Annotated in this window: 22 protein-coding genes; 2 read left to right on the forward strand and 20 right to left on the reverse strand. The window is 57.6% G+C overall.

The genetic code is table 11. The features are described 5' to 3' along the window. Window positions 1-116: 116 nt before the first annotated feature. The 20 genes from dnaN to SO139_RS03440 all read right to left on the reverse strand — a co-directional run bounded on the left by dnaN (window position 117) and on the right by SO139_RS03440 (window position 9,360). Window positions 117-1,166, reverse strand: coding sequence for a DNA polymerase III subunit beta (gene dnaN / locus SO139_RS03345; RefSeq protein WP_498539655.1), 1,050 nt, complete (start codon window positions 1,164-1,166; stop codon window positions 117-119). A 231-nt stretch (window positions 1,167-1,397) separates the two neighbouring features. After that, complete coding sequence (locus SO139_RS03350) at window positions 1,398-2,189, reverse strand: Gabija anti-defense Gad2 family protein (protein WP_498539656.1); 792 nt, start codon at window positions 2,187-2,189, stop codon at window positions 1,398-1,400. After that, entirely contained in the window at window positions 2,189-2,701 is a 513-nt protein-coding gene (locus SO139_RS03355; RefSeq protein WP_498539657.1) for a siphovirus Gp157 family protein, read from the reverse strand. The genes SO139_RS03350 and SO139_RS03355 overlap by 1 nt, the downstream gene beginning before the upstream one ends. After that, complete coding sequence (locus tag SO139_RS03360) at window positions 2,701-2,865, reverse strand: hypothetical protein (RefSeq protein WP_498539658.1); 165 nt, start codon at window positions 2,863-2,865, stop codon at window positions 2,701-2,703. Before SO139_RS03360 ends, SO139_RS03355 begins: the two co-directional genes overlap by 1 nt. Beyond that, window positions 2,862-3,134 carry a DUF3850 domain-containing protein gene (locus tag SO139_RS03365; protein WP_498539659.1) on the reverse strand — a complete coding sequence of 91 codons (273 nt, stop codon included), beginning with the start codon at window positions 3,132-3,134 and terminating at the stop codon, window positions 2,862-2,864. Before SO139_RS03365 ends, SO139_RS03360 begins: the two co-directional genes overlap by 4 nt. A gap of 5 nt (window positions 3,135-3,139) precedes the next feature. Next, window positions 3,140-3,526, reverse strand: a complete 387-nt coding sequence (locus SO139_RS03370) for a beta-sandwich lipoprotein (RefSeq protein ID WP_498539660.1) — start codon at window positions 3,524-3,526, stop codon at window positions 3,140-3,142. A gap of 59 nt (window positions 3,527-3,585) precedes the next feature. Then, window positions 3,586-4,185: a DUF669 domain-containing protein gene (locus SO139_RS03375; protein WP_498539661.1), complete on the reverse strand. Its 600-nt coding sequence runs from the start codon at window positions 4,183-4,185 to the stop codon at window positions 3,586-3,588. 76 nt (window positions 4,186-4,261) lie between these two features. After that, window positions 4,262-4,765 (reverse strand): HNH endonuclease, encoded by a 504-nt coding sequence (locus SO139_RS03380; protein ID WP_498539662.1) that lies wholly within the window; start codon window positions 4,763-4,765, stop codon window positions 4,262-4,264. 150 nt (window positions 4,766-4,915) lie between these two features. Beyond that, entirely contained in the window at window positions 4,916-5,104 is a 189-nt protein-coding gene (locus SO139_RS03385; protein ID WP_498539663.1) for a hypothetical protein, read from the reverse strand. Then, window positions 5,101-5,277: a hypothetical protein gene (locus tag SO139_RS03390; RefSeq protein WP_498539664.1), complete on the reverse strand. Its 177-nt coding sequence runs from the start codon at window positions 5,275-5,277 to the stop codon at window positions 5,101-5,103. The genes SO139_RS03385 and SO139_RS03390 overlap by 4 nt, the downstream gene beginning before the upstream one ends. Then, window positions 5,277-5,594 carry a hypothetical protein gene (locus SO139_RS03395; protein ID WP_498539665.1) on the reverse strand — a complete coding sequence of 106 codons (318 nt, stop codon included), beginning with the start codon at window positions 5,592-5,594 and terminating at the stop codon, window positions 5,277-5,279. The genes SO139_RS03390 and SO139_RS03395 overlap by 1 nt, the downstream gene beginning before the upstream one ends. After that, window positions 5,594-6,406, reverse strand: coding sequence for an ATP-binding protein (locus SO139_RS03400; RefSeq protein WP_498539666.1), 813 nt, complete (start codon window positions 6,404-6,406; stop codon window positions 5,594-5,596). The genes SO139_RS03395 and SO139_RS03400 overlap by 1 nt, the downstream gene beginning before the upstream one ends. 126 nt (window positions 6,407-6,532) lie before the next feature. Beyond that, window positions 6,533-6,694 (reverse strand): hypothetical protein, encoded by a 162-nt coding sequence (locus SO139_RS03405; RefSeq protein WP_498539667.1) that lies wholly within the window; start codon window positions 6,692-6,694, stop codon window positions 6,533-6,535. Continuing rightward, a complete protein-coding gene (locus tag SO139_RS03410; RefSeq protein WP_498539668.1) occupies window positions 6,691-6,876 on the reverse strand; it encodes a hypothetical protein in 186 nt (61 codons plus the stop codon). Before SO139_RS03410 ends, SO139_RS03405 begins: the two co-directional genes overlap by 4 nt. Next, entirely contained in the window at window positions 6,876-7,085 is a 210-nt protein-coding gene (locus SO139_RS03415) for a hypothetical protein (RefSeq protein ID WP_498539669.1), read from the reverse strand. Before SO139_RS03415 ends, SO139_RS03410 begins: the two co-directional genes overlap by 1 nt. 1 nt (window position 7,086) lies before the next feature. After that, complete coding sequence (locus SO139_RS03420) at window positions 7,087-7,293, reverse strand: hypothetical protein (RefSeq protein WP_498539692.1); 207 nt, start codon at window positions 7,291-7,293, stop codon at window positions 7,087-7,089. Window positions 7,294-7,298: 5 nt separating this feature from the next. After that, on the reverse strand, window positions 7,299-7,544 hold the full coding sequence (locus SO139_RS03425) for a hypothetical protein (protein ID WP_498539670.1): 246 nt from the start codon (window positions 7,542-7,544) through the stop codon (window positions 7,299-7,301). A 187-nt stretch (window positions 7,545-7,731) separates the two neighbouring features. Further along, the gene (locus SO139_RS03430) at window positions 7,732-8,550 is read right to left on the reverse strand and encodes a hypothetical protein (RefSeq protein ID WP_498539671.1); all 819 of its coding nucleotides are present in this window, start codon (window positions 8,548-8,550) and stop codon (window positions 7,732-7,734) included. Between the two features lie 10 nt (window positions 8,551-8,560). Then, the gene (locus SO139_RS03435) at window positions 8,561-8,845 is read right to left on the reverse strand and encodes a hypothetical protein (RefSeq protein ID WP_498539672.1); all 285 of its coding nucleotides are present in this window, start codon (window positions 8,843-8,845) and stop codon (window positions 8,561-8,563) included. 74 nt (window positions 8,846-8,919) lie between these two features. Continuing rightward, complete coding sequence (locus SO139_RS03440; protein WP_498539673.1) at window positions 8,920-9,360, reverse strand: helix-turn-helix domain-containing protein; 441 nt, start codon at window positions 9,358-9,360, stop codon at window positions 8,920-8,922. A 212-nt stretch (window positions 9,361-9,572) separates the two neighbouring features. On the opposite strand from SO139_RS03440, the gene SO139_RS03445 reads away from it, so the two are divergent. Together SO139_RS03445 and SO139_RS03450 are read left to right on the forward strand one after the other, a co-directional pair. Next, the gene (locus SO139_RS03445; RefSeq protein ID WP_498539674.1) at window positions 9,573-10,319 is read left to right on the forward strand and encodes a LexA family transcriptional regulator; all 747 of its coding nucleotides are present in this window, start codon (window positions 9,573-9,575) and stop codon (window positions 10,317-10,319) included. Window positions 10,320-11,064: 745 nt separating this feature from the next. Beyond that, a partial coding sequence (locus tag SO139_RS03450; RefSeq protein ID WP_498539675.1) for a pentapeptide repeat-containing protein occupies window positions 11,065-11,535 on the forward strand: 471 nt, incomplete at its 3' end.

An 11,535-nucleotide genomic window follows, 5' to 3' on the forward strand; every position in this document is an offset into this window, starting at 1 on the left:
AAGGACAGCATCCTCAAATAGGCCGCGGTTGATCTGCGAAATGGCCTCAAGCGCCGCGTCTTTAAGGTTGGCCTCGGCATCCCAACGGCCTTCCCAGTAGCTAGCTTCACTCATGCTCAAACCCGCACCGGCATCACCAGGCCCAGCCACTCGCCATCGCCTTGGAATATTGCGGGCGTGCCGCTATCACTCAGGCTGATGCGCACTTCGTCGCCAGGCGCAGCCGCAAGAACGTCGGTCGCGTACTGGCAGTTGAAGCCAATCTCAATCGGCTCGCCGCTGTATGAGGCCGGCACGTCCTCATGCGCGGTGCCGTCATCGGCTCGCATGTCGATCGCGATGTTATCGCCAGCCACGCTGAACTTGGCGCCCTTACCGCGTTCGCTGGCCACAGCCGTTGCTCGTGCAACTGCATTGGCCAGGTCCTTACGGTCGACAGTCACAACATTGTCGTTGTTGGCCGGGATGACGCGCTGGTAGTCAGGAAACGTGCCGTCAATCAGCTTGGACACAATGATGGTGTCAGCGGTGGCGAAGCGCACCCTGTTCTTGCTGAGCGACACCGCGACGACACCGGTCGGAACAACTCCAACAGTCTTGGATGGGATAATCACAGCCGGGATCTGCGGCATGCCGGACGCGGTGTTGTGCGCCAAGCGATGGCCGTCCGTGGCAACAGCGCGAATACCGGCCTCGGCAGTACTGTGGAGGTGGATGCCGCAGAGATAGTAGCGGGTAGCCTCGCTGGACATGGCAAACTTCACCGGCGCTACAAGCTCAGCGAAGTCCAAATCAAACTCAACCTCGGGCGTTCCAGCGTCAAGGTGCGGGAAATCGTCAACCGGCAAGGTTGGTAGCGTAAATCGGGATCGGCCCGATTTGACAACCAGCTTGTCTTCCTTAACCTCCATAGTGACGGCATCACCAGAAATACGCCGGGCGATATCGCTAAGCCGCTTGGCGTCGACCGTGGCACTGAGCTCGCCATCGCCCGGAGCCATCGCAGATACCTGGATGTCAAGATCGGTGCCGGTCACCGTCAGCGTTCCAGCCGTGGCTGATAGCAGCACATTGCCGAGAATGGGGATGGTGTTGCGGGATTCTACCGGCTTTGTGGCGGCCGAAAGCACGCGCGCCAGATCGGCGCGTTGGATGGCGAGAGTCATTATTCAAATATCCGTCTGTTGTGAGCTATTTACACGCTTGTGCAATAGCAGGACAATTCAGGTAGTCCGCAGGCGTTGCGTCGCGCCAGAAGGTGCGTGTGTCGCACTCGATGTGGCCAAGTCCGAGGTTTTCGCAGACCATGGCCTCGTACTCGACTTGCATTACTTGTTTGACGCCAAACCACACCCGTTTGTTGCGCCAGCGCGTTCGTCCAGTCAGGCGCGGCCCCATCACGCTGCCTCCAGCACAGGCCAACCATCATCATCGCGCGGCCCTTCCACGTACTCAATGCCGTTCAGCTCGGCCAACTTGCGCAAGAGTGAGCCCGCATCGCCTGGCTGATTGTTGTCATTGGCGGCAACAACAAACGTATCCTTGCCGGCCTCATTAACCGTCAGAGCGTCAATGGCTGCATCAACGCTGAACTCACGGTCAGCCCCGTCAAGCACCACCTTGTTGCCATAGGCGCCGCCAATCTGGTCCTTAAGGTCGTCCCAACTATTGATTTTAACCCCACGGCAGGCCATCCCTATCTTGAGGATATCGCCCTTGCCGATGGTATAGCCTCTCTGCTGATACTTCAGCACCCGAGTAAGCGAGGCCAAAGGATAGCGAGTGCCTTTGTTGAATCGGAGAAATCGCTGCGAATTGTGCTTCAAGAAGTCGTCGTGGAAGACGAACTCCTTTGTATCCAGGTCCAGAGCAGCCATATTGATAGTGAAATCAAACGCCTTAAAGATGTCCGCCGCAGTCGGAAAGAAATCAAAGTGCATCAACTGCATGATCTTCCCGCCATCCGAGAACGTTACCGCTCGCTTGCTGGCATCAACGCACCATAAACCGTCCTCGTATGCCTGGAACACTGCATATTCAAACGCGGCGCGACTCTTGAAGTAGATATCCGCGTCGTTGATCGGCCGCGCGGTGAACACACTGGTCACTGCGCCACCAGCCACAAAGCCGCCCTTGAACCAATTGGCCGCAGCGCGCACCAACTTCTTTTCTGCTTCGTATGTCTGCATCACCGCACCTGTAACGTTTCATCGCCAGCGACCAGCCGAGCACCAAGCACAGCAATGCCAGCGTCGATCGCATCTTTGATCGCGGTCTTACTGACTTTCTTGTCAACCTCGACCTTGAACGCCCAAGTGGGCAGCGCAGACTCGTCCGTTACCTCAACCGATTCGCGGCCCTTGACGCGGGACAGCGTTCCTTCCGGCAGCTTTACCGACTTAAGGTCGCCAGCAGCCATCAAACGCAAAGCAAGTCGACGCATGGCACGACCGCGCTTATCTGCACTGTCCTTGCGAGCCGCCAGCCGGTCAATCCGCGCATCAATGGCGGATGCGTCCGCCTCAGCTTCGCGGAAGCGCGTAAGGATCCGGTCCAGCACGTCATAAGCTGCCGTGCTGCCCTCGACCATATCGGCGCGCAATTCCTCATCCTCGGCCAACTCGGGATAGCTGGCGATAAGGTTGGACAGTTCGAGTTCGATAAGCTGAACGTCCAGCATAATGTTTTCGTTTTTTGGCATTAGTCGCATCCACCCAGTTCATAGGCACGCAGCAATTGCGTCGTTATTGCCTCAGTCAGCACGCGGCGCAGTTCGACGTCCGTAATCTCCACCTGCGCGCCAACCTCACCATTAGAAATTGCCAGTTCTGCCATGTTACGCATGTGCTTCTGATGTTCCGTCATTCAATTCGCCGCTGAATGCTAAGGATTGCGTAATCGGGCGGCAATACCGCGCTGGAGAATGCGCACGGCACGGCCTTGCTGGTGATGTACGTCACCTCGACAGGCAACTCTTCGCCGGTGTACATGCCGTTGATGTTGTCGTACCGCTGAAGGATGAGGGTATCGCCAACATGATAATTGCGGTCGTTCTTGCGGAGATCGTGCGTCTTGTCCCCGGCCTCGATGGCATCAAAGAAATGCGCCCAAGACTTTACGTGGTGCGTGGTCATGCGCCTCAGCCCTTAAAGTTGATATCGGGAATGATCGCAGCCGGCTTGAACGTCACGCGGTAGTGGTAGACGTTCGCAGGCGCCGCTTCCATCTGCTCAGAGAAGTAAGTCACGTTGTCGCTGAGGCCGAGGAAATGCTTCTTGTACGTGCCTGGACCGACCTTGCATGTAACCTCAAGCTTGCGGTCTTTCGGTTCCTGCGAGCACAGGCCCTCAATCGTCAGCATGTAGTCGCCGGTAACACCGTTGTAGAATACGATGCGCCGATTGATCTGAAAGCTGTCAGCAGCCTGCGACAGATTGTAGGAGGCAACCTGCGCGTCGTTGGAGCAGGCGCCGAGGCATCCGGCCAGGCCCGCAGTAGCTAGCGCGAAAGCATTTCGCTTAATCATGGAAATCTCCGGTTTGCAGGACTACTGGTGCGCGGTGCGCACCAGTAGTGTGTTGCGCCCTACTTCTTGCCCCACGGCCTGGCTTTGCCGCCTGCTGTCGCAGCGGCACCGCCGTTGCCAGTCGTGCGCGCGTCACCGCTCGCAGGCCTGTTGTCGTTGGCCACCTTGCGGTTGTCGTTCGCAGCCGCCGGGCCGGTCACACCCACCTCAGGCAGGTCGCCCTCATCGGGATAGAACAGAGTTTTCAGTTCGTTTTTGGCCGGATACTGAGGCGAGCCATCGGGGTTTTTGGCCTTGGACGGTTTGCCCATGCCGACCTTTGCGCGGAATGAGATGAAGTGGAGAGCATCGCTATCATCCACCTCATCGACACCAAGAGCGCGGCACAGCCTTGCGAACTGCTTCTGCCCGATCTCTTGGGTGCTAGAGACATCATGTTCCAGAGTGATGTTACCGAAGATGAGGCGACCCTTGTAATCCTCTGGTGCCACAACGCTGTATCGCAGCGTGAGCATCTTGCCGGATCCCTTGTCGGTGTTTGTCTCTTTGACTTCCGACTGGATGATTTCCAGGTCGTAAATTCCATCGGGAAGATTGGTGTAGTCGTTCTGCGTTGTGTCGTGTTCAGTGCTTTTGAACTTGGTTCCAAGCTGAGCCAAGGATAGTCTCCTGATTTGAGTCAGGTTGCGGCTGTGCCGCTTAGCACTCGGCGAAAGGGCCGATCATGCCGGCAGTTTAAATCAAGCGACCACGCTCTTTGGCGAAGTCAATTGGATGTTTGCCACCCTTCTTTTTGTTGCACGTTGGGCACAACACCTGAAGGTTTGAGCGATTGTTTGAGCCGCCAAGAATTAGCGGGATGATATGGTCAACTTGCCTACTGGCTCGCTTCCTCACCGAACAACCACATTCCGCGCATCTGTATTTCTGCTTCCGCAGAATCTCTGCAATGTCATCTGCTGTGTGGCTGCCTTCGCTTCCGCGCAAACGAGCCCTTCGCTTGCGCACACTGGCCTGCACTTTCTCGGGGTTATTGGCGGCGTATCGGCGGGTGGATTCGGCCCTCTTCTCCGGATTGTTTGTGACCCACTTCTTTCGACTGGCAATAACCTTGTCTGGATTCCTCTCTCGCCAGGCGCAGACTTGCTGTTTTACCTTTGGGTTCGCGTGGTATCTGCGCAAGTCAGACGCGGCTTTTCGCTCCCTATTATCGCCGTACCACTTCGTGGCTCTCTCCATCGCGCACGGAACGCAACTGCCAGAGTTTGAATATCTCTTGCCCCTGTGCCCATGCCTGCAAGGATTGCCATCGGAGTAGAACCTAAACCCCTTCTCAATCGCCTCCGCGCGAGTGCGCGGAAGCTCATTGTCGTTATCGTGATGCACTGGTCAGAAATACCACTTCGTTGCCTCGGCGCCGGCCCTCTCAAGCCATCGCTCTGTTACGTACATGTAGGTCTCGGCCTCGGCGTAGTGGTCGTAGTTCATCTTGACCACCGCCCTCTCAAACGCAGCCTTGGCGAGCTTCGCCCATGAACGCTTGATGGCGGCGTCGACGATTTTGGAGCGTTTGGTCATTCTGACACCAAAAAATCACGCAGTGCCTTAAGCGCCACATCGACGCTAAACCAGATTGCGGCCAGCCAAACGTACCACCACGCAGATTCTCCGTTGCACCATGCCACACCAACCTGCGCGGCGGTTAGCGCCGCGCAGACCAGAACGAGGATATGCCATGCCTTGGCGGCCATCACTGCCCGCTCCGAAACACGTCATCCAAGTCAACGCCAACCAGGCGCGCCACCTTGCGGAGCAGCGCCATCTTCTCCTCGATCTCGCAATCGGGCTCGTTATTGCGCTCATCGTACTCCTTGGCGCGCTGCAGCAGAGCCTTCATTTCTTCGACCTCCCTTTTCAGGTCGTCGAATTCCTCGCGGGAGATTCCCGGAATGGGATTGAGACCACCTGGTCCGGGGTACGGCACCTCGTCCGACCAAGGCGGCAAGTCAGGAAAGAGCGGACGCCACTTGTCGCTGTAATGATCGCCAACCATGGATACGACGCACATCACGCCGCCTCCTGCACGCTCGGCAGATACTTCGCCAACTCGGCGTAGCCTTTGCCCTTTACGTACTTGATGGACTCGGGCGTCGGGAAACGCGACTTGGCGACAAAGCCCGCGTTCTCGGCCAGATGGATATAACGCTCCTTGCCTTCAGCGTGGTGCGCAGACTTCTTATTGCTCGGGTCGGCCTTAACCAGCGTCACCCGGTAGTTCACGAAGCCAACAATGTCCGACTTTTCGCGAATGAGGGCCGCGCCACGCTTGTGCAGCTTGATCTCATACCGGCTGTACGGATCGGACACCGGCGAATTGAACGTGACGATACCAGGATGCGCTAGAAGGACGACGTTGATGCCCGCCTCTGCCATAGCGTCTACAGCATCTGTGAATTCGGTCCACTCAACGTCAGCCTCGCGATAGCCACGCCCGAAGGCGGCAACGGATCCAGAGCTACTGTCGTCAATAGCAGCGGCTCCGATGCGAGCGCACGTCACCTTGTGAATCAGAGGCTCGAGACCGTCCAAGCTGTCAATAATCACCGTCTTGAATTCGTGCTTCAGGTTGCCTTCGTCATCGCGGTCCAGTAATTCACCCACGATGTCATACATATCCTCGAGGGATTCCACCGTGCCTGGCGTTGGCAGGTCGATGTCTGAAGGCGCGCGCTCGCCGGAAGTCGGGATATACACTGGGTTGGGGAACTCGGACGCGAACGTGGTCTTTCCAACGCCATCAACGCCGTAGACGGTCACGATGGGTGAGCGTTCCTGCGCCTGCTTCTTGGTCGACTTTAGCGAAGTGAGAGAGATTGCCATTTATGAATCCTTACGAATGAGCCGGTGGCCAATGCCAAGGCGTGTGGGCTAGTGCCATGAGCACGCACGCGATTAGAAAAACGTGCAGCGGGTCGAGATGGCCGGTTGCGGTCCAGAGGTGCATGGTTAGACAAGCCCAAGCCAGGCCGCGGCCACGACGGCAATGAGCACCAGCAACCAAGAGCCAACCGACATAAGCTGCGACGGCAGCGGCTTGCCTGCGGTTCGCTTCTTGGCGCGGAATGCCAAGAAGTTCCGCACGGAGTCGTCAATTTCGGTAGTGCTCACGCCGCCTCCATCATTTCGCCGCCACGATAAATCGCACGATGAGCAGCAACGAACTGGTCCCAGAACCGCTGCATGGCCAAATCGGTTGTCTTTGTTGCCTGCTCAAAGCAGCGCGCGAACGCTCCTTTGAGTGGCTCGGGCGATACGCCGCGCAATTGAAGCTGATGCGTTGTAAAGTGCATTAGCCGTGGCACTCGGCAATGCCGTCGATGATGCCAATGGTGAGGAGGACGTAGAACAAGAATATAGCCATCGCCCAGCCTCCAGTGAGGCCGAACAACACCGCCGTGGCTAACGCTGCGACAAATAGAACCGCCGCAAAAAGTCCGACGAGTACCGCAATCACCGCAGCAGCAGCGATATGTTTCAGAACGGTCAGAAAGCACTTCATTTCAAAATACCCCCAGCCATACGCCAACCCCATGCACCACGCCAACCGGCGCGACGATGCAACCGAACAGCAGCAGGATCCACGCGCTGGCCTTGATGCAGACAATGACGTGTGTCACCCAAGCCGCTGCGCTACCTAACAGCAACGAGAGGACAGCAACGCCTTGGCGGTCGTCAGGCGCGCTGGTTGCCTGGCGAATGTTGAACATGCCCACTATGCGGCCCTCCTCAGTTCACGCGCCTCCAACTCATCAGCCACCGCACGCAGCGCTACTGCCTGTGTCTTGTGCCTGGCGCGTGCCTTCCGGCGCCGCTCGTCATACGACTTGCGTTCGTTCCACTTGGCCACTGCGCGGAGCACATCCGGGCGCGCGTTGGTTGCGATAGCTTGCTGCAGGGTGATGGTTGCGCCCAGCTGCTTGGCAGCAGCTGGCAACGTGTGAATGTTGTTGGTCTGCATTAGATTGTGCCCCTCACAAGCCTGTTAAGATAGGCCGCGCATTCTTCGCCGTAGGTCGGTTTCTTGCCTGCCGCTTGCTCGGCCAAGAAAAGTCCGACGTTTTGAAACTCGCGACTGAATGACTCTGGATCTTCAGTGTATCGACGCATCCACTCATTGAATGCCTCCGCGGTAGTTCTAGACGCCATCACGCAACCTCCTTCATGCTGTAAGAGACCTCAGCCACGCGGCCAGCCACGCGCTGATACACTGCGAACTCCTGGCCGGGGTTGTTCTTGGCGAGGCGTTCGGCTTCGGTCGTGGCGCTTGTGAGGTCCGGATGAACGAACGGGATGTTCGAGGGTCGCGGCGTGCCGTCCACTACGCGGGCGACGATGCAGGGGCTTGGCTGTGCGAAAGAAACGCCAGTGACATAGCCGCTGGTGTCCGTGGCGGCTCGCGCCGCAAGTTCAAAATGCTGTTGGCACCAGCCATTTTGGGACGACCCACTATCGTCCTTCGCAATCATGACGTAGGTGTTGCCGTCGTCGGGCACGTCTTCGCGGACTATGTAGGTTTTGCCTTTGGTGAATTGGCCCCCTCCGCACGGAGTAGACAGGCACACCACCTTGTCACCCGCCTTGAACTTCGGCGCTGGCTCGGCAATCAGCTCCAAGCTCCCAGCATCGATCGGCAGGCCCACGCGCTGATAGGCGCCGTGCTTCACGAATACGACATAGCCGTCCTGGCGCTCGACCTCTCCGACATCCCCCACCGCGAAGTAACCGCTGTGCTTGGTCACGCGCACCTTGTTGCCGGGGAGGAAGGCATTCTCGAGCTGGTCTTCGTGATCATGACACCTCCCGAACCAAGTGTCCTTATAGTTGACGATGACCGCGCCCGTGTTGGAATAGTGCTCAACGACCCCAAGACCAGCAGCCGCCACCACGGTGCTTCGCACCAGCTGGCCCACCTTAAACTTCGGCTCTCCTGCTTGGGCAGCCTCATCATTCAGAATTCCGTACATTCCGTTCCCCTCAGTGCTTGGTTGCATTGCGCGATTCAACCAGCGCGGCCTTGGCGCAGTCGAAGCAGACAACATTGGACTCGTCAGGCTTGACAGATTCGAGCAAAGAACCGCGCCACCACTTCTCTTGCGGCGATCCCGTCGCGTCGTGATACAAAACGCGGTACTGGTCTTCCTGACCTTCCGCGATCTGCAGGCCGGTGATGGTGCCTATCACCTCGCTATCGTCGATTTCGACGACGTCGCCGATGTCAAAAAAATGCTGCATGTAAAGGCTCTTCTCTTCGGGTGTCATGGAGTCTCCAAGGCGCGCAGTTTCGTTTGCCGCACGCGCCCATGCGGCAAGCAGTGATGATCGATTGCTGGAAGTTATGCCGCGCTACGCAGCCCAGTGTCTGGCGCGCTAATCCAAACTGGCGCGCGGCCACATAACGCGCGCACATCGTCTTCGTAGAGCCGCCCAGGATGGGCCACCTGCAGCGCCAACAGCTCCAAGCTTGCGCCCAGATCCTCTGGCTGTTCGTCGTATTCAGCGGAAAGGATCAGCCTACGAACAACATCAACGCTCACCCCGACACGGGCGGCGATATCCTCACGCGGGTAGCCGTCCCCCCAGAGCGCCAGCACTTCGGCGTGCTTTCTGTCCGGTATTTGTACATCGGAGCGGGCCGCCTCAATTTTGACCCTGTTGCGGCTGAAAAATCTTTCAACCGTCGCCTTGTGAACACCGAGGCGCTGAGCGATTTCGGCTACAGTTATGCCCTCGACGCAAGCCAAATCGATAACTTGCTCGTCAGTCCATCGAACCATAATGAATTCCGTGAGTTGGCGTTTCCGTGACGTGGGAGCACCCTACACTGATTCGATACAAAAACCATACATAAACCAGCACGTGTTCAGATTTCTTTGTCTATGTTTTGTAGCACATTGTTTTAGCTACTTTTTTAAGCTTGATTGAAATGTATAAGTTTCGTATATGGAACGCACCGCGTAAAAACACGGTGTAACAAAGGGAGTGTGTCGTGGATTATGCGAAGTGGGCTAACAAGCACATCGATGAAATGGCTGAGCCGCGCGGACGAACGAAGGTGGTTATAGCGTTGGCTGAGCGTCTAGGCATGGCAAAACCGACGCTGCACACGAGGCTGCGCGGTGAAACCAAATTCAATACAGAGGAAGTTGAGAGAATGGCCGAATATTTCGGCGTAGAGTCGCCAATCAAGGCCAGGCGGGCACCCGACAATCATGTGAGCAACAGCAACGTCCTCTCATTCGGCTTGGCGGCGCAGCGCAGCGTCGAGGGCGTCACATATCCGATAGTCGAGAGCGTCCCCTACCCGATACTTGGGGTGGTGGAGGCCGGGTCATTTCGCGAGGCTGACTTGCTTTCGCAGGTTGAGCCGCGCTCGGTGAATGCAGCACGTAGCGTTAGTCATCCCAACGCAAGACCCATGGCGTGGGTAGCGCACGGTGACTCAATGAACGAAGCAAAGATCTTCGACGGAATGATTGTTCTCGGCGTCGATTTCCAAGACGCAGGCGGCGTGCTGGCGAACAACATGATTGTGGTTGTCGAGCAGAATCGAGGAGGCCTGATTGAGCGTTCCGTCAAAGCCGTAGCCGTTTATCCCGATAGAACCGAGTTCCAGCCGAGATCCACAAACCCCATTCACAGGCCGATTGTCTACAGGAACGGGGACCGTGATGAAGATAGAGAAGTAAAGGTTCTGACCGTGATACACGGCGCATACGTTGACCTGTCGCGATAATGGGTGCGCGATATCCACGCTTGCTTTTGCACTTCTTCCATTGTGTTCAAATTGTGTATTGCGCCGCACGCAACTTTATCGCATTGTTTCCCCGGGCGTAGTAACCCGGACTACATTTAGGCTCTCTCCGTTTTGGTGGCGCCGAATCCCGACATCACGTCGGCGCGTGCCCTGGCGGGCACGTCATCTGGCCTTTGGCCGGGGGCGTCTCGCCATGTCCAGAGCCCTTCGGGGCTTAAAAGCGGACGGTCCGTAAGTGTAGCGGATTACTAACCCCCGGCTGCCGCGCCGGTTCGCGGCCATGGGGAGTAAGTAGGAATGGGCATTGAGACACTACAGCGCGAGCGCAACTGTTGCGCGGCGCCATTACCTGACACATTTAGTCCGGCTTTATTTTATTCAATATTACGCGCCGAGGGCTGCAACCCGATTATCCGCGATGGTGCCCTCCACATGATTTTCCGCAGAACCTCAGCAACCATCAGCGCTGGCCAGTGGGCCGCACGCCACGACCCGGCGGGGTACGCGCGCGTAGAATATGCTCGCTTGGTGTGGGCCGCGCGCACGCCGCGCATGGAAACGATCGAATTGGGCTGATACCGAATATGTAGGTCCGTGAAAAACGTAGAGGCAGCGCGAATGCTGGCCTCTATATATTTTTCTTCCTTTTGTATCGTTTTTGTATTGCTTCCGTCTGATTCTTGTGTATGATGTTCCCATTCCACTACGGAATCGGGAGCACGAAATGTCCACCAAGACGGCCGCCAAGCCTAAAATTGTCCAGACCATTCTCAATCGATTTACCGGCGCCGTTCAGTTCACGGCCGAGCTGAATTGCCCAGTTGACGAATTGCCGTCCGTTAGGCTCGGCATGGCCGTCAAGATTGCAATCAAGGAAAAGGCGGACCTGTACGGCGCGGACCTGCGCAGCGCGAACCTGTACGGCGCGGACCTGCGCAGCGCGAACCTGGAAGGCGCGGACCTGCGCAGCGCGAACCTGTACGGCGCGGACCTGCGCAGCGCGAACCTGGAAGGCGCGGACCTGTACGGCGCGGACCTGTACGGCGCGGACCTGCGCAGCGCGAACCTGTACGGCGCGGACCTGCGCAGCGCGAACCTGTACGGCGCGGACCTGCGCAGCGCGGACCTGCGCAGCGCGAACCTGTACGGCGCGGACCTGCGCAGCGCGAACCTGTACGGCGCGGACCTGCGCAGC

Source organism: Bradyrhizobium sp. UFLA05-89, from assembly GCF_059803475.1.